General features: G+C 67.9%; 19 protein-coding genes. 9 read left to right on the forward strand and 10 right to left on the reverse strand.

Translation table 11 applies throughout. The features are described 5' to 3' along the window. The first annotated feature begins 42 nt into the window (after positions 1–42). The 4 genes from trxA (at position 43) to EDF55_RS11060 (ending at position 3,467) form a co-directional block, all read left to right on the forward strand. Positions 43–369 carry a thioredoxin gene (trxA, locus tag EDF55_RS11045; protein WP_017887828.1) on the forward strand — a complete coding sequence of 109 codons (327 nt, stop codon included), beginning with the start codon at positions 43–45 and terminating at the stop codon, positions 367–369. A gap of 169 nt (positions 370–538) precedes the next feature. Next, positions 539–1,843, forward strand: a complete 1,305-nt coding sequence (locus EDF55_RS11050; protein WP_123655011.1) for a PLP-dependent aminotransferase family protein — start codon at positions 539–541, stop codon at positions 1,841–1,843. Positions 1,844–1,888: 45 nt separating this feature from the next. Beyond that, complete coding sequence (locus EDF55_RS11055; protein WP_123655012.1) at positions 1,889–2,851, forward strand: D-alanine--D-alanine ligase; 963 nt, start codon at positions 1,889–1,891, stop codon at positions 2,849–2,851. 61 nt (positions 2,852–2,912) lie between these two features. Then, on the forward strand, positions 2,913–3,467 hold the full coding sequence (locus EDF55_RS11060; RefSeq protein ID WP_260233335.1) for a YdcF family protein: 555 nt from the start codon (positions 2,913–2,915) through the stop codon (positions 3,465–3,467). Between the two features lie 198 nt (positions 3,468–3,665). Here the strand turns inward: EDF55_RS11060 and EDF55_RS19235 are convergent, their stop codons facing one another. The 10 genes from EDF55_RS19235 to rpmH form a co-directional block, all read right to left on the reverse strand. Next, positions 3,666–3,782 (reverse strand): hypothetical protein, encoded by a 117-nt coding sequence (locus EDF55_RS19235; protein ID WP_185017331.1) that lies wholly within the window; start codon positions 3,780–3,782, stop codon positions 3,666–3,668. Between the two features lie 140 nt (positions 3,783–3,922). After that, positions 3,923–4,246, reverse strand: a complete 324-nt coding sequence (locus EDF55_RS11070; protein ID WP_123655014.1) for a hypothetical protein — start codon at positions 4,244–4,246, stop codon at positions 3,923–3,925. A gap of 42 nt (positions 4,247–4,288) precedes the next feature. After that, complete coding sequence (locus EDF55_RS11075) at positions 4,289–5,269, reverse strand: ParB/RepB/Spo0J family partition protein (RefSeq protein ID WP_123655015.1); 981 nt, start codon at positions 5,267–5,269, stop codon at positions 4,289–4,291. Then, complete coding sequence (locus EDF55_RS11080; RefSeq protein ID WP_311317151.1) at positions 5,269–6,162, reverse strand: ParA family protein; 894 nt, start codon at positions 6,160–6,162, stop codon at positions 5,269–5,271. The genes EDF55_RS11075 and EDF55_RS11080 overlap by 1 nt, the downstream gene beginning before the upstream one ends. A gap of 85 nt (positions 6,163–6,247) precedes the next feature. Further along, the gene (gene rsmG, locus EDF55_RS11085; protein ID WP_123655017.1) at positions 6,248–6,925 is read right to left on the reverse strand and encodes a 16S rRNA (guanine(527)-N(7))-methyltransferase RsmG; all 678 of its coding nucleotides are present in this window, start codon (positions 6,923–6,925) and stop codon (positions 6,248–6,250) included. Then, positions 6,922–7,422: a R3H domain-containing nucleic acid-binding protein gene (locus EDF55_RS11090; RefSeq protein WP_123655018.1), complete on the reverse strand. Its 501-nt coding sequence runs from the start codon at positions 7,420–7,422 to the stop codon at positions 6,922–6,924. Before EDF55_RS11090 ends, rsmG begins: the two co-directional genes overlap by 4 nt. Beyond that, complete coding sequence (gene yidC, locus EDF55_RS11095) at positions 7,423–8,391, reverse strand: membrane protein insertase YidC (RefSeq protein ID WP_123655019.1); 969 nt, start codon at positions 8,389–8,391, stop codon at positions 7,423–7,425. Between the two features lie 8 nt (positions 8,392–8,399). Further along, a complete protein-coding gene (gene yidD / locus EDF55_RS11100) occupies positions 8,400–8,780 on the reverse strand; it encodes a membrane protein insertion efficiency factor YidD (RefSeq protein ID WP_123655020.1) in 381 nt (126 codons plus the stop codon). Next, positions 8,777–9,118, reverse strand: coding sequence for a ribonuclease P protein component (rnpA, locus tag EDF55_RS11105; RefSeq protein ID WP_123655021.1), 342 nt, complete (start codon positions 9,116–9,118; stop codon positions 8,777–8,779). Before rnpA ends, yidD begins: the two co-directional genes overlap by 4 nt. Before the next feature lie 99 nt (positions 9,119–9,217). Next, complete coding sequence (gene rpmH / locus EDF55_RS11110; protein ID WP_071299798.1) at positions 9,218–9,355, reverse strand: 50S ribosomal protein L34; 138 nt, start codon at positions 9,353–9,355, stop codon at positions 9,218–9,220. A gap of 436 nt (positions 9,356–9,791) precedes the next feature. Here rpmH and dnaA point away from each other — a divergent pair, with 436 nt between their 5' ends. The 5 genes from dnaA (at position 9,792) to EDF55_RS11135 (ending at position 15,588) form a co-directional block, all read left to right on the forward strand. After that, positions 9,792–11,246 (forward strand): chromosomal replication initiator protein DnaA, encoded by a 1,455-nt coding sequence (gene dnaA / locus EDF55_RS11115; RefSeq protein WP_123655022.1) that lies wholly within the window; start codon positions 9,792–9,794, stop codon positions 11,244–11,246. A 472-nt stretch (positions 11,247–11,718) separates the two neighbouring features. Then, the gene (gene dnaN / locus EDF55_RS11120) at positions 11,719–12,864 is read left to right on the forward strand and encodes a DNA polymerase III subunit beta (protein WP_123655023.1); all 1,146 of its coding nucleotides are present in this window, start codon (positions 11,719–11,721) and stop codon (positions 12,862–12,864) included. A gap of 69 nt (positions 12,865–12,933) precedes the next feature. Continuing rightward, positions 12,934–13,821, forward strand: a complete 888-nt coding sequence (gnd, locus tag EDF55_RS11125; protein ID WP_123655024.1) for a phosphogluconate dehydrogenase (NAD(+)-dependent, decarboxylating) — start codon at positions 12,934–12,936, stop codon at positions 13,819–13,821. 31 nt (positions 13,822–13,852) lie between these two features. Then, positions 13,853–15,088 (forward strand): DNA replication/repair protein RecF, encoded by a 1,236-nt coding sequence (gene recF, locus EDF55_RS11130; RefSeq protein WP_123655025.1) that lies wholly within the window; start codon positions 13,853–13,855, stop codon positions 15,086–15,088. Next, positions 15,088–15,588: a DUF721 domain-containing protein gene (locus EDF55_RS11135; protein ID WP_123655026.1), complete on the forward strand. Its 501-nt coding sequence runs from the start codon at positions 15,088–15,090 to the stop codon at positions 15,586–15,588. The genes recF and EDF55_RS11135 overlap by 1 nt, the downstream gene beginning before the upstream one ends. Positions 15,589–15,623: the final 35 nt, after the last annotated feature.

A 15,623-nucleotide genomic window follows, 5' to 3' on the forward strand; every position in this document is an offset into this window, starting at 1 on the left:
GTCGCCGTTCCACCCACCGAACGACTTCTCGAAGGAGTACACATGTCCAACGCCAAGGCAGTCACCGACGCCACCTTCTCGGACGAGGTCCTGAAGTCCGACAAGACGATCCTCGTCGACTTCTGGGCAGAGTGGTGCGGCCCGTGTCGCGCCGTCTCGCCGATCCTCGACCAGATCGCCGAAGAGCACGCCGGCAAGATCGAGATCGTGAAGCTCAACGTCGACGACAACCCGCAGTCGGCCATGAACTACCAGATCACGTCGATCCCGGCGATGAAGGTCTTCAAGGGCGGCGAGGTCGTCAAGACCGTCATCGGCGCCAAGCCGAAGCCGGCCCTCGAAGCCGACCTCGCGGAGTTCCTCGCGTAGGCACCCGCTGCACCGACTCGAACGCCCCGTCCTCCATTCCATCGGAGGGCGGGGCGTTCGTCCGTCCGGGGACGGGGCCACCGGTTCCGGATCGGCCCTCGTCACCGTGCCCGGGTTTCCGGGACGGATGTCGTACTGTGGCTGGAATGCCGAGTGAACGGAGCCCTCGATGACCAACGGCAACAGTCTCGACCCCTGGTACGACTCCTACGCCCAGCGCACCGCCGGGCTGAGCGCCTCCGAGGTACGAGCGCTGTTCGCCGTCGCGTCGCGGCCCGAGGTGGTCTCGCTCGCCGGCGGCATGCCGTTCGTCTCCGCGCTCCCGCGTGAGCTCGTCACGGGCTCCCTGGACCGTGTGATGGCGGAGGACGCCGCGATGGCCCTGCAGTACGGCGGGGGACAGGGTCTGCGGGCCCTGCGCGAGCACATCGTCGACGTGATGTCCCTCGAGGGCATCCGTGCCAGCGCCGAGGACGTCGTGGTGACCACGGGCTCGCAGCACGCGCTCGACCTCGTCACGCGGCTGTTCATCGACCCGGGCGACGTCGTCCTGGCCGAGTCCCCGTCCTACGTCGGCGCCATCGGCGTGTTCCGGTCGTACCAGGCCGAGACCGTCCACGTGACGACCGACGAGCACGGTCTGGTGCCCGAGGCGCTGCGCGAGACGATCGCGAACCTGCGCGCCGCTGGCAAGCGGATGAAGTTCCTCTACACGATCCCGAACTTCCACAACCCCGCGGGCGTCACGATGAGCCGCGAGCGCCGCATCGAGGTGCTCGACATCTGCCGCTCGAACAACATCCTGGTGCTCGAGGACAACCCGTACGGGCTCCTCTGGTTCGACGAGCCGGCCCCCCAGGCCATCCGTTCCATCGACGACGAGGGTGTCGTGTACCTCGGCTCCTTCTCGAAGACCCTGGCGCCGGGCTTCCGGGTCGGGTGGGCCCTCGCGCCGCACGCCATCCGCGAGAAGCTCGTGCTCGCGAACGAGTCGGCCGTCCTCGCGCCGAACTCGTTCGGTCAGTACGTCGTCAACGCCTACCTCGACGCGGCGGACTGGCGTGGGCAGATCGACACGTTCCGCGGCATCTACGCCGAGCGCCGTGACGCGATGTTCCAGGCGCTGGGGGAGTTCCTGCCCGACCTGACCTGGACGCGGCCGAACGGCGGCTTCTTCGTCTGGCTGACCCTGCCGGAGTCCCTCGACTCGAAGGGCATGCTCCCGCGCGCCGTGAAGGAACTCGTCGCGTACACCCCGGGGACCGCGTTCTACGCGGACGGTCGGGGTGCCCAGCACATCCGCCTCTCGTTCTGTTACCCGACGCCCGAGCAGATCCGTGTCGGCGTCAAGCGCCTCGCGAACGTCGTCAACGACGAACTCGAGCTCATCGAGACGTTCGGTCCGAGCACCCGGCCGAACTCGGTGGTCCGCCAGACCTCCTCGGTCAGCGGACCGCCGCCGAACATCTCCTGATCAGCACTTTTCCTCGTCCCACCGCAGTACCGGAGGTCCCCACGCATGGCCGAGCTCACCCGTCGTCACGTGGTCGTCGTCGCGGGCGGCATCTCGCACGAGCGCGATGTCTCCCTGCGATCAGGGCGTCGGGTCGCCGACTCCCTGACCGGCTACGGCTGGCAGGTCGACCTCCGGGACGCCGACGCGACCCTGCTGCCGGCGCTGCGTGAATCCCGTCCGGACGTCGTGTGGCCCGCCCTGCACGGCGCCTCCGGTGAGGACGGTGCGCTCCGCGGCATCCTGGAGGCCGTCGACATCCCGTTCGTCGGCTCGCGTTCGACGTCGGCCCGGCTGGCATGGGACAAGCCGACGGCATCCGCATTGGTCGCCAGGACGGGGGTGCACACCCCTCGCTCGGTGACCCTCTCGCACGACGTCTTCCGCGAACTCGGGGCCGTCGGTGTCCTCGACAGCATCGCCGCCGAACACCCGGTCCCACTCGCCGTGAAGCCGGCGCGGGGCGGCAGCGCGCAGGGCGTGACCCTCGTCGAGGACACGAACGACCTGCCCCGGGCGATGGTCACCGCGTACACCTACTGCGACGACGTCGTGGTGGAGCAGCTCATCCGCGGGACGGAGGTCGCGGTCGGGATCATCGACACCGGCGACGGCCCGGTCGCGCTCGCTCCGGTCGAGATCGTGCCGCGGAACGGGTTCTACGGCTTCGAAGCGCGCTACAACGCGGGGGAGACGACCTTCTACACACCCGCCCGTCTGTCGGAGGAGCACGCGGCCGCGGCTGCTGCGGCGGCCGTGGCAGCGCACGAGGCGCTCGGACTCCGCCACATCTCCCGCGTGGACCTCATCATCGACGGGGCCGGGACTCCGTGGTTCCTCGAGGCGAACGTCCTCCCGGGCCTCACCGAGACCTCCCTCGTCCCGCAGGCACTGTCGGCATCCGGATTCGACCTCGGATGGACCTACGCCGAGCTCGCCGAGCAAGCCATCCGCGACGACCAAGCTTGATCTGCGCATGACCCCCCGCGGTGTTCCACGTGGAACACTGCGCGCAATCGCAGCGGTCGTTGTGGGAACGGGCTCCGTCCTGCTCTGGGCGGAGCTCGTGCACGCGCGAGCTCGTACCCGGCGGCTCGGCCCGACGCCGCGCGTCCGCTCAGGCCCCGGTGCGGTCGTGGTCCTCGGCTTCGCGAACCGCGGCATGCGGGCGAACGTCGTCAACCGATGGCGCGCGCGAATGGCCGTCCGGAGCGCGGGGACCAGTGACGCCGTGACGATCATCACCAGCGGAGGCCCCGTGCGGGGCGAGGCACCCGAAGCCTCGGTACTCGCGCAGTACCTCCGCGACGAGCTCGGCTGGACGGGGTCCTTGCTCCAGGAGACGGAGAGTCGTTCCACGTGGGACAACGTCCGGAACATCATCCCGATGATCGAGTCTGCGGAGTGGATCGTGTTCGCGTCGAACGGCCTCCACGCGGAGAAGGCCCGCGAGTACCTGCGCCGCCAGCGTCCTGATCTCGCGGACCGACTGGTGATCGGCGGCGAGTACCGCTTCGGCGAGATGATCCTCTTGAAGCCGTTGTTCGCCGTGGTGGGTCTTCGGAAGCTCCGGCACCTGCGCTGATCGTGCCAACGTCAACAGAGGCGATGTTCCACGTGGAACCAGGACCGGGCGAGTCCGTCAGCGCGTCACTACGGGGCGTAGAGACCGCTTCCCTCACGCAGACCCGAGATCGGCATGTTCACGCCGTCAGTCGCAGTACAAGGCCCCTGAGCAACGCCTGAGGGCGATTCATCGCCGCGGGCCGGTCAAGGACGCGCATCAGCGTCGGTCATAGGTCGAGACGACGAGCCCAGCCGACGTCCGGACGACGTCACGAAGGTCGAACGCGGTCTGCTGACCAGGCCCGAACAGCTGCCGACCGGATCCCAGGATCACCGGGTGCTGGATGAGGATGATCGTGTCGATGAGTCCCAGCGGCAGGAGTCACCGAACCAGCACTCCGCTGCCCATGACGACGAGGTTCCCCGGCTCGACGTCCTTGAGCCGACGGAGTTGCGCGGGGACGTCGCCGGAGATCAGCCGCGACCTCGGCCAAGGCAGCTGAGCGGTCGGGTCCCGCGAGACGACGAGTTTCTCGACGGTGTTGAACCGTCCTTGAACGGCCCACCGACGGCGTTCCAGTGCCCGACCACGTCCTCGTACGTCCGGCGGCCGAACAGCCACGAGAACGACGGCCCCATGGCCTGCCCCATGGCTGCGCCCAGAGCCCCGTCCGGCCCGGCATCGCCCAGGTCAGCCCAACCGCCGAGTGCGAAGCCGTCTCGGATGTCTTCGTCGGCCCTTCCCGGCGACTGCATGACCCCGTCGAGACTGACGTGGTTGATGACGACGATGCCCATGGCGCGCTCCTCGTGGATGTTCCACGTGGAACGTACGCCGGTTCAGCCGTTCACGTCCTCCGCGCCGAGCTCACCGAGGATGCGGTTGAGATCGGCCGCATTTGCGAAGTCGATCGTCACACGGCCCTTTCGCGCGCCCACAGCGATTCGCACTCGGGTGTTCAACCGATCGCCGAGCCGCTCGGCGACGTCGGCGAAGTGCGCGTCGCGCTTCGTCGGCTGCGCCGGAGCCCTCTTCGGCGATCCCTGCGCGAGCTGCTGTGCGGCGGCTTCTGACTGGCGGACGGAGAGGTCCTCGTTGACGATCTTCTCTGCGAGGTACTCCATCGCCTCGGCGTCGGGCGCGGCGAGGATCGCCCGAGCGTGGCCGGCGGACAGCACGCCAGCCGCGACTCGGCGCTGCACGGGGGAGGGCAGCCGCAGCAGTCGGATCGTGTTCGTGATCTGCGGACGCGACCGGCCGATGCGCTGACCGAGCTGCTCCTGGGTGATGCCGAAGTCGGCGAGCAACTGCTGGTACGCCGACGCTTCCTCGAGCGGGTTGAGCTGCGCGCGATGCAGGTTCTCCAGGAGCGCGTCCCGGAGCATGGCGTCATCGGGGGTTTCCTTGACGATCGCCGGGATCGTCGCCAGCCCCAGTTCCTTCGTCGCCCGGAGACGGCGCTCGCCCATGATGAGCTCGTACTGCGGCTCAGCACCGGAGGCTCCTTCGATGGGACGAACCACGATGGGCTGCAGGAGACCGATCTCGCGGATCGAGTGCACCAGCTCCTGCAACTCTTCTTCGCGGAATTCCTTGCGGGGCTGCTGCGCGTTCGGGACGATGTCGAGCGGGTTCAGGTTCGCGAGACGAGCTCCGGGAACAGCGACGAGCTCCTCAGCGGTGGCACCATCTGCCATCGGTGCCGACGCCGGGGTCCCTCCGGTGGGGAAGAACACGTCGACGGGACGGTCCTGCTGGTCGGATGCCGTGGGGATGAGGGCGCCGATGCCCCGGCCGAGTCCGGTCCGCTTGGGTGCCATCAGTGCTGTGCTCCTCGTGCTGCGATCTCGGCGGCCGCTTCCAGGTAGGAAAGCGATCCGGTGGAGTTGACGTCGTACGCCACGACGCTCTGCCCGTAGCTCGGCGCCTCACTCACCCGTACCGAGCGGGGGATCATGGCCTTCAGGACCTGGTCACCGAAGTGCTCTCGGACATCCGCTGCCACCTGGTTCGCCAGGTTGGTCCGTCCGTCGTACATGGTCAGGAGGATCGTCGAGACCCGCAGGTTCGGGTTCAGGTGCCGCTCGATGAGTTCGATGTTGCGCAGGAGCTGGCTGAGGCCCTCGAGCGCGTAGTACTCACACTGGATCGGGATCAGGACTTCCTGTGCAGCGACGAACGCGTTGATCGTCAGCAGACCCAGGGACGGCGGGCAGTCGATGAAGACGTAGTGGTACGGCTCGTCGAGCGAGGAGAGGTACTGATCGAGCGCGGTACGGAGGCGCTGCTCACGAGCGACGAGGGAGACCAGCTCGATCTCCGCGCCGGCGAGGTGGATCGTTGCCGGCACGCACCAGAGCGTGTCGGACTCGGGGGACTGCTGCACCGCATCGGCGATCGGAGCTTCATCGACGATCACGTCGTAGATGCTGGCGACCTCTGCTTGGTGATTCACGCCGAGCGCCGTTGAGGCATTGCCCTGCGGGTCGAGGTCGATGACCAGGACGCGGGCTCCACCGCGGGCGAGTGCCGCAGCGAGGTTCACGGTTGTCGTGGTCTTGCCGACGCCGCCCTTCTGGTTCGACACCGTCATGATCCGGGTCTTCGCCGGCAACGGGAACTGCTCCGAAGCGATCGCACGTCGTCGCCGATTGAGGTCGGCAATCTCGCGGGCGAGCGGTGTCGACGCGTCATAGTCGGTCGATGAACTCAACGAGTGCCTCTTCCCCGGTTCGATGTTTCACGTGGAACGCGGGGCGCTGCACACGATCCACGAGTGGTCTCAGCGCCGCGCGGCGTCAGTCAACTGTAGCCCGGAAGACGCGCGTGGTCTCCTCGACCACACCGACGCCCAGCTCGACGACTTCGACGTCAGACAGGCGCTTGCGGAGGATGACCTTGCGCGCTGCGGCCATCTCGTCGTCGACGCGCGCCCCCTTCATCAGGATGAGCTGACCTCCCGACCGCACGAGCGGCACGGTGATCGGGATCAGCTTCGAGAGGGCACTCACCGCGCGAGCCGTGACCTGGTCGAGCACCAGCGAGTCGGCGACGTCCTCGGCACGCCCACGGAGCACCGTGACGTTCGTCAGACCGAGTCGATCGGCTTCCGATGTGAGCCACTCGACCCGTCGCTCCATCGGTTCGATGAGCGTGAACGTGACGTCCGGACGGGCGATCGCCAGCACGAGGCCAGGCAGCCCCGCTCCGGAACCGACGTCACCAACGTGACCATCGGCCTCCAGGAGGGGAGCCAGCAGGGCAGAATTGAGGATGTGTCGCGTCCACAGGCGGGGCAGTTCGAGCGGGCCGATCAGGCCCAGCTCCTCACCGCGGCGCGCGAGCTCGTTCGTGAACGAACGCGCGACCTCGAGCCGGTCGCCGAAGAGCGTCGCAGCGGCAGCCGGCTCCGCTTCGAGCACCGGCGCCTCGGACGGCTCCGACGCGGCAGCCGCGTCGAGAGGAGCGTCCGTCATCGGGTGATGACCGTGTGACGGTCGCGACCCTCGCCCTCGGACTCCGAACGGAAGCCCTTCTCGGCGACCAGGTCGTGCACCAGCTTGCGCTCGTAGGACGACATCGGAGGCAGGGACGCCGTGGGGGAGCCGGCCTCGATCCGCTCGACGGCGGTGTCCACGAGCCGCTGCAGCTCGGACGCCCGGGCGTCCCGCGAACCGCCGACGTCGAGGATGAGCCGGCTGAACTCGCCGGTCTCGGCCTGGACGGCGATACGCGTCAGTTCCTGGAGCGCCGAGACCGTGTCCGGCTTCGCGAGCACCCGCAGTGCGTTGCCCTCGTCGGTCACCGAGAGGTACACGCGGCCCGCGCGCTCCTCGATCTCGATGTCGCCGTCGAGGTCGCAGATGTCGAGGAGTTCCTCGATGTAGTCCGCGGCGATGTCAGCCTCGTCGCGGGCGTCCTCGACCTCGGTGTCGGTGGTCTCCACGGCTGCGGCGGTGTCCTGCTCGGTCACTTACTTCTTCCCGTTCTTCTTCGAGCGCTGCTTGCCGACCGGCTGCGAACGCTGGGTCGTGACACGCACGGCTTCGATCTCCGCCGCACCGGCACCAGCGCCGGCCTCGGCCAGGACGCCCGCGGGGACGCCGCGACGCTGGGCCTTCTTCGCCAGACGGGCTTCGCGGGCAAGTGCCGCCTCGGAGCCGGGCGTCGGCATGCTGCGGATGACGAAGTACTGCTGCGCCATCGTCCAGAGGTTCGACGCGAGCCAGTAGAACATGACGCCGAGGGGGAACGAGAGACCCGAGATCACGAAGATCAGGGGGAGCACGTACAGCATCATCTTCTGCTGGCGGTACATCGGGGAGGCCTTGGTCTCCGGCGACATGTTCTTCGCGACGAGCTGCAGCTGCGTGATGAACTGCGACGCCGTCATCACGACGATCATGAAGCCGGCGATCGCGCGGACTTCCCAGCCGGAGGCGTTCGTGAAGGTCTCGTGCAGCGGGGCACCGAACAGGGCCGCATCGCCGAAGGACTTCGCGAGGTCGTTGGTCAGCAGGCCGATGCCCACCTTGTTGATCTGCGCTTCGTGCAGCACCGAGTACAGCGAGAAGAAGATCGGCATCTGCAGCAGCAGCGGCAGGCAGGAGCTCAGCGGGTTGGTGCCGGTCTCCTTGTAGAGCGCCATGGTCTCGCGGGACATCGCCTCTCGCGAGAACTGGTCCTTCTTGCCCTTGTACTTGTCCTGGATCTTCTTCAGCTGCGGCGCCACCTCGAGCATGCGTCGCTGCGACTTGATCTGCCGCACGAAGATCGGGATGAGCGCCGCGCGGACGACGAACGTCAGGAAGATGATCGACAGCACCCAGGTGATGCCCGCGGAGGGGTCCATCCCGATGCTCTCGAAGATCCAGTGGAAGCCGACGAGGATGGCCGAGACCACCCACTTGAGGGGCCAGAGGATCGTTCCGATGAGGTCCATGAGGACGGTCACGCCTTTCGAGTGCGCTGGGGGAGCAGGACCGGTCGGACGATGCCGGCCGGGGACTGCGACTGCTGCCGTGCCGGGGCGAGCACGAAGCCGAACCGGTTGACGTTGTAGGGGCGACGACGGTCAGGGACGTCGTCGATGCCGCCGGCCGCCCAGGGGTTGCAGCGGCCGATGCGCCAGGCGCCCATCGCGGTCCCGCGCACGACGCCGTACTGCTGGATCGCTTCGAGCGCATAGCGCGAGCACGAGGGGTGGTACCGGCAGACGTTGCCGTAGAGCGGGGAGATCACGGCGCGGTAGGCCCGGAGCACGACGACGCAGGCGTTGCGCGGGAGCAACGCCACGGTCCACAGGACCTGCACCAGGAGCGTCCGGTTCATGCTGCCTTCTCCACACCGCGCGCGAACGATCGCGAGACGTCTTCGAGCAGGGTAGGCCATGTGGCCTGCGCAGCGGCTGGCAGTGCGCGCACCACCACGTCGTACCCGGTGGGGTCCGTCGTCAGCAGCTCGTGGGCGATGCCCTTGAGCCGTCGTCGCACGAGGTTGCGGGTGACCGCGTTGCCGACCGTCTTCGCCACGATGAAGCCGAACCGTGTCGGCTCCGAGGGCCGGGAGACCACCGAGACGACGACGTTCGCCGTGGCGCTCCTGCGGCCACGACGGACGGTCACGCGGTAGTCGTTCCCGAGGACGATCCGGTTCACGCGCGCGAGCACGACGTCACCATGCTGCTCGCAGGCACACCGAAGCGCCGCGCGGCAGGACGGATCCCGCCGGCACGGCGCCGGATGCAGCTCGGATCGAGCGGCTCTTGATCAAGCAGAGAGCTCGGTGCGGCCCTTGGCGCGACGGGCGGCCAGGATCGCACGACCCGCACGCGTCCGCATGCGGAGACGGAAGCCGTGCTTCTTGGCACGGCGACGGTTGTTCGGCTGGAAGGTGCGCTTGCTCATGATCTTCTCCACACGGCTGCTCGACGCGAGCCGTCACGAATACGTTTGGTTGACGCAGGTGGGCGCGACCAAGGGGCCGCAGTCAACTTCTCAACGGTACGTGACGGAGCCGGAGAGGTCAAACCCCGGGCGGGACCGGGGGTTCTCCACATTGGGGACAACTTCCGTTCGGTGGGACCGGCCTCGGTCCTTTACAGTTGGTGGATCGAACCGCCCTCCGGCCCGGTACGACGGGGGAGTACCCCGTTCCAGCGGACCAGGGCGGTCGTGGACAAGACTGTGGACAACCCTGTGGGAAGCCCGCGGCACAACGGCGTCGACGAAGCCACCCGAGCCACGGACGACTCGCCGGGAACGGTGTCGCTGCGCCCGCCCGAGCGCCCGGAACGCCCCTGCCCACACACGGACGACACGAGACCCTGGAGACGAGCGCGACATGACGATGCCGGCCGACCCCGTCGAGGACCTCTGGTCTTCCGTCCTCGGACTCCTCGCGGACGACGACCGCATCACGCCGCAGCTGCACGGCTTCCTGAACCTCGTCGAGCCGAAGGGCGTCCTCGCCGGCACCCTCTACCTCGAGGTGCCGAACGACCTCACCCGCGGGATGCTCGAGCAGCGGATCCGTGTGCCCATCACCGAGGCCGTCTCGCGCATCGGCGACGACTCGGTGGCGAACTTCGCGATCACCGTGAACCCGGACATGGCATCGGAGCCCCGCGTCGAGCCGACGGTCCCCTCCTACGCGGAGCCGGTGCAGCAGGCGGTCGAGCAGAGTGCGGCGCCCCGTCAGTACATCGAGGCACCGTTCGTCCCGAGCCAGATCGACGCTCCGGGCACCAGCGGTCGCCCGGAGTCCCGGCTGAACCCGAAGTACAACTTCGACAACTTCGTCATCGGCGCCTCGAACCGGTTCGCCCACGCAGCTGCGGTCGCCGTGGCGGAAGCGCCGGCGAAGGCGTACAACCCGCTCTTCATCTACGGCGACTCCGGGCTCGGCAAGACCCACCTCCTGCACGCGATCGGCCACTACGCCGAGAGCCTCTACCCGGGGATCCGGGTGCGGTACGTGTCGAGCGAGGAGTTCACGAACGACTTCATCAACTCGATCGCGAACAACCGGTCGAACCAGTTCCAGCAGCGGTACCGCGACATCGACATCCTGCTGATCGACGACATCCAGTTCCTCCAGGGCAAGGACTCGACGCAGGAAGCCTTCTTCCACACGTTCAACACGTTGCACGACCACAACAAGCAGGTCGTCATCACCTCCGACGTCGCGCCGAAGCACCTCACCGGGTTCGAGGACCGGATGCGCAGCCGCTTCGAGTGGGGCCTGATCACCGACGTCCAGGCGCCCGACCTCGAGACGCGCATCGCGATCCTCCGCAAGAAGGCGCAGTCCGACCACCTGCAGGTGCCGGACGACATCCTCGAGTTCATGGCGTCGAAGGTGTCGAGCAACATCCGGGAGCTCGAGGGGACGCTCATCCGCGTCACCGCGTTCGCGAGCCTGAACCGGACGGCCGTGGACATGGCCCTCGTGCAGACGGTCCTCAAGGACCTGATCACGCTCGACGAGGACAACGTCATCGCGCCGACGGACATCATCAACCACACCGCGGAGTACTTCAAGCTCTCGGTCGACGACCTCTACGGCTCGTCCCGGTCGCAGGCGATCGCCACGGCCAGGCAGATCGCGATGTACCTCTGCCGTGAGCTGACGAGCCTCTCCCTGCCGAAGATCGGACAGCTGTTCGGCAACCGCGACCACACCACGGTGATGTACGCGAACAAGAAGATCGCGGAGCTCATGAAGGAGCGACGGTCCATCTACAACCAGGTGACCGAGCTGACGAGCCGCATCAAGCAGGACCGCCGGTACCGCTGAGCGCGTTGCGCTCGCGTCCGCCAGAACAAACGTTCTGACCGCCGGGAGGCTCGACTCACCACCGTGAGATCGGCCCACTTCGGCGCGCGTCCACCATCTGAGACGGTTCCATGCGGCGGAGTTCTCACAGTGTGGAAAGCCTGTGGATAACTGTGGAGGACACGCCGGACGGTTGTACACAGACGGGAGGGCCTCTGTGGAGACTGGGGATGGAAGTGGATAGATGAGTTTCATTCATCCCGAGAGCGCCAACAGGCCGCTCACAAGTCACACGGTTGTAGTTCCCTGTCGCTGAGCGGCATCCCCAGGGTTATCCACAGTGTGCACAGGCGTTAATACTCTTGTTCCTGTTTTTCTCTCTGGATCACTGGGCCAACCTTGTGGACGGCCGAATCACACGAAATCCGGGCTCGGCTCCGCTGTGCCACAATGGGGCGGCCGGACAGTCCAACGATCGACAGGGGTCCCAGCTGTGAAGTTCGAGGTCAACCGGGACGTCTTCTCCGAAGCCGTCTCCTTCGCGGTGAAGCTCCTCCCACAGCGAACGACCCTCCCGATCCTGTCGGGTGTCCTGATCCACGCAGAGGGCGACCGGCTCACCCTCTCCTCGTTCGACTACGAGGTGTCGGCGCAGACGTCGATCTCGGCGCAGATCGACGACGCGGGCACGGTCCTCGTCTCCGGTCGACTGCTGAACGACATCGCGAGCCGCCTGCCGAACGCCCCCGTGACGTTCTCCACGGAAGAGTCACGGATCACCGTCACCTGCGGCTCAGCGCACTTCACGCTGCTGAGCATGCCGGTCGAGGAGTACCCGACCCTCCCGGAGATCGGCGCACAGACCGGTGTCATCCCCGGCGACGCGTTCTCCGAAGCGGTGTCCCAGGTCGCCGTGGCCGCCAGTCGGGACGACGTCACCCCGGTGATCACCGGCGTCCAGCTCGAAGTCGGCGACAACGACCTCTCCCTGATCGCCACGGACCGCTACCGCGTCGCCGTCCGCACCATCGCGTGGGACTCCGGCCGCGTCGGCTCCGACCCGATGCACGCGCTCGTCCCGGCCCGCACCCTGCAGGAAGTGGGCCGCACGTTCGGCTCCGCCTCGACGGTGTCGGTGTCGATCAGCGGCACATCGGACCGCGAGCTCATCGCGTTCCAGGCCGACGACAAGACCGTGACGTCGCTGCTCATCAAGGGCAACTACCCGCCGGTCCGTCGGCTCTTCCCCGAGACCGTCCAAGACCACGCCGTGATCAACACGGCCGAGCTGGTCGAAGCGGTCCGACGGGTCTCCCTCGTCCTGGAGCGCGAAGCGGCGCTCCGGTTCTCCTTCACGGTCGACGGGCTCACGCTCGAAGCGATCGGTTCCGAACAAGCGCAGGCGTCAGAGTCGATCGATGCGTTGCTGACCGGTGAGGAAACGGTGGTCTCGCTGAAGCCCGCCTTCCTCCTGGACGGGTTGAACGCGGTGCACTCCGAGTTCGTCCGGATCTCCTTCACCAAGACGGAGAACCCCAACAAGCCGGGTCCGGTGCTCATCACCGGCCAGTCCTCGCGTGAGGAACCGGCGACGGACGGATACCGGTACCTGCTGCAGCCCAATCTCCTGCTGCGATAGCGCAACAGCCGAACACTGCGCTGACGCGCCACCCCTGCATCAGCGCGACGACGAACAGAAGAGGAAATCATGCACATCGGTCTTGTCGGCCTCGGTCGCATGGGCAACAACATGCGTGCCCGTCTCCGCAACGCAGGCATCGAGGTCACCGGGTACGACGCCAACCCCGCCGTCTCCGATGTCGCCAGCCTCGCCGACCTCGCGGCCGCGCTGCCCGAGGGCCAGAAGCTCGTGTGGGTCATGGTCCCGCACGGCAAGATCACCGACGACGTGATCACGGAGCTCGCCGGCGTCCTCGCCGAGGGTGACCTGGTCATCGACGGCGGCAACTCGAAGTGGCTCGACGACACCACGCACGCCGAGCAGCTCGGTGCGCGCGGCATCCGCTACATGGACGCCGGCGTCTCCGGTGGCGTCTGGGGCAAGGACAACGGCTACGGCCTCATGGTCGGCGGTGACGCCAAGGACGTCGAGTTCGCGATGCCGGTCTTCGACGCGCTCCGCCCCGAGGGCCCGCGCGAAGAGGGCTTCTCGCACGCCGGCCCGATCGGCGCCGGCCACTACGCGAAGATGGTCCACAACGGCATCGAGTACGCGATCATGCAGGCCTACGGTGAGGGCTACGAGCTCCTCGAGGCCAAGGACCTGATCACCGACGTCCCCGCCGTGTTCGCCGGATGGCAGCGCGGCACGGTCGTCCGCTCCTGGCTGCTCGACCTCATGGTGCTGGCCCTCAACGAAGACCCGAAGCTCGACGAGCTCGAGGGCTACGTCGAGGACTCGGGCGAAGGTCGCTGGACCCTCGAAGAGGGCATCGAGCTCGCCGTGCCGATGCCGGCGCTCTCCGCGTCGATCTTCGCGCGCTTCGTCTCGCGTCAGGGCAGCGCGTCCCCGACGATGAAGGCCGTCGCGGCGCTCCGCAACCAGTTCGGCGGCCACGCCGTCAAGAAGTCCTAGGACTTCCCGGGGAAACCCGGCCTCGGCCCGCGTGCACGTCGACCATCTCCAACTGACCGACTTCCGGAACTACCGGGAGGCGGACGTCGACCTCGTACGCGGGCCGAACCTCTTCGTCGGGCGGAACGGCCAGGGCAAGACGAACCTCGTCGAGTCCATCGCCTACCTGTCCACGCTCGGCTCCCACCGCGTCCCCACCGACGCGGCCCTCGTGCGACAGGGCTGCGACGCCGCGATCGTGCGGGCCCGGCTCGCCCACGACGACCGGAGCATCCTCGCCGAGGTGCAGATCAACCGGTCGGGGTCGAACCGGGCGCAGATCAACCGCGCCGCGATCAAGCCGCGCGAGCTCCCGCGGTACTGCACGAGCGTGCTCTTCGCGCCGGAGGACCTGGCGCTGGTCCGCGGCGAACCGGCCGGCCGCCGGCGGATGCTCGACGAGCTCCTCGTCCAGATCGCGCCGCGGATGCAGGGCGTCATCGCGGACTACGACCGCACGCTCCGGCAGCGGAACACCCTGCTGAAGTCCGCGCGGGCAACCGGCGCGAAGTCCGGATCGCTCGCGACGCTCGACGTGTGGGACGAACGACTCGTGGCGTTCGGCTCCGAGATCATCGCCGCGCGCGACCACCTCACCCGCCGACTCGCACCCTTCGTCGCCGAGGCGTACGCGACCGTCGCCGGAGAGCGGCACGAGGCCTCGATCACCGGTGTGCTGAGCGTGCGTGGCGGCGATCCCGAGGACGCCTCGGCGACGGACCCCGTGCTGGGGACACCAAATGAACCGGTTACCGTTCCCGCCGCGGCGGAGGCGTTCCGCGGAGCGCTCGAGCGACGTCGACGCGACGAACTCGATCGCGGGCTGACGCTCGCCGGGCCACACCGGGACGACGTCCTCTTCACCCTGAACGGGTTACCGGCCCGTGGATACGCCAGTCACGGCGAATCCTGGTCCTTCGCCCTGGCGATCCAGCTCGCGTCGGCGTCGATCCTCCGCGCCGAGTCGACCCTGGGCGACCCGATCATCATCCTCGACGACGTGTTCGCCGAACTCGACGAGTCCCGGCGCGAGCGTCTCGGGAACGCCGTGGCGGACTACGAGCAGGTCCTCATCACGGCGGCGGTGTTCGGCGACGTGCCCCCACAGCTGGCGGCCCACACCGTCCGGATCGAGTCCGGGACCATCGTGACGGACGAGGCGGAGCCGACCACGGCCTCCCGTCCGGACGACACCACGGCAGCGGACACGACGGAAGCCGGCGTCTGATGCCCCGCCCGTGGAAGCCCACCGAACCGAGCCGGGTCTACCAGCACCTCAAGGCGGTCTTCGGCGACCCGACGAAGCGCGGCGTCGACGCGCGCCGCCGCCGTGCCAAGGAGATCGACGCGGACACCGTGCCGTACGGGCGCGGCCGGGAACCGAAGGGCCTCGGCGACATCGTCGGTTCCCTCGCCGCCGAACTCGGCTGGACCGAGCCGCTCGCCCGCTCCGAGCTCTTCGTGGACTGGCCGAGCGTCGTCGGTGACGAGCTCGCCAAGCACTCCCAGCCGGTCACCATCGAGGACGGCGCACTGGTCATCCGGTGCGACTCGACGGCGTGGGCGACCCAGCTCCGGCTGATGCGCGCGAGCGTCACGACGACCATCGCGGAACGGCACCCGGAGGCGGGGGTCGAGTCGATCCGGGTTTCCGGCCCGGACGCCCCCACGTGGAAACGCGGTCTCAGGACGGTCCAGGGGCGCGGTCCTCGCGACACTTACGGTTGAGCCGACAAAACCATCCCCTCGTGGCGAAATCGGCC

This window comes from Curtobacterium sp. ZW137 (genome assembly GCF_003762905.1).
In the GTDB taxonomy this organism is placed as follows: Bacteria; Actinomycetota; Actinomycetes; order Actinomycetales; family Microbacteriaceae; genus Curtobacterium.

Excerpts from the sequence above, each read along its gene's own strand:
- EDF55_RS11075 (WP_123655015.1), bottom strand. The coding sequence starts at position 5,269 with ATGGCACCCAAGCGGACCGGACTCGGCCGGGGCATCGGCGCCCTCATC.
- EDF55_RS11135 (WP_123655026.1), top strand. The coding sequence starts at position 15,088 with ATGCCCCGCCCGTGGAAGCCCACCGAACCGAGCCGGGTCTACCAGCAC.
- gnd (WP_123655024.1), top strand. The coding sequence starts at position 12,934 with ATGCACATCGGTCTTGTCGGCCTCGGTCGCATGGGCAACAACATGCGT.
- trxA (WP_017887828.1), top strand. The coding sequence starts at position 43 with ATGTCCAACGCCAAGGCAGTCACCGACGCCACCTTCTCGGACGAGGTC.
- rsmG (WP_123655017.1), bottom strand. The coding sequence starts at position 6,925 with ATGACGGACGCTCCTCTCGACGCGGCTGCCGCGTCGGAGCCGTCCGAG.
- EDF55_RS11050 (WP_123655011.1), top strand. The coding sequence starts at position 539 with ATGACCAACGGCAACAGTCTCGACCCCTGGTACGACTCCTACGCCCAG.
- dnaA (WP_123655022.1), top strand. The coding sequence starts at position 9,792 with ATGACGATGCCGGCCGACCCCGTCGAGGACCTCTGGTCTTCCGTCCTC.
- EDF55_RS11055 (WP_123655012.1), top strand. The coding sequence starts at position 1,889 with ATGGCCGAGCTCACCCGTCGTCACGTGGTCGTCGTCGCGGGCGGCATC.
- EDF55_RS11070 (WP_123655014.1), bottom strand. The coding sequence starts at position 4,246 with ATGGGCATCGTCGTCATCAACCACGTCAGTCTCGACGGGGTCATGCAG.
- yidD (WP_123655020.1), bottom strand. The coding sequence starts at position 8,780 with ATGAACCGGACGCTCCTGGTGCAGGTCCTGTGGACCGTGGCGTTGCTC.
- yidC (WP_123655019.1), bottom strand. The coding sequence starts at position 8,391 with ATGGACCTCATCGGAACGATCCTCTGGCCCCTCAAGTGGGTGGTCTCG.
- rpmH (WP_071299798.1), bottom strand. The coding sequence starts at position 9,355 with ATGAGCAAGCGCACCTTCCAGCCGAACAACCGTCGCCGTGCCAAGAAG.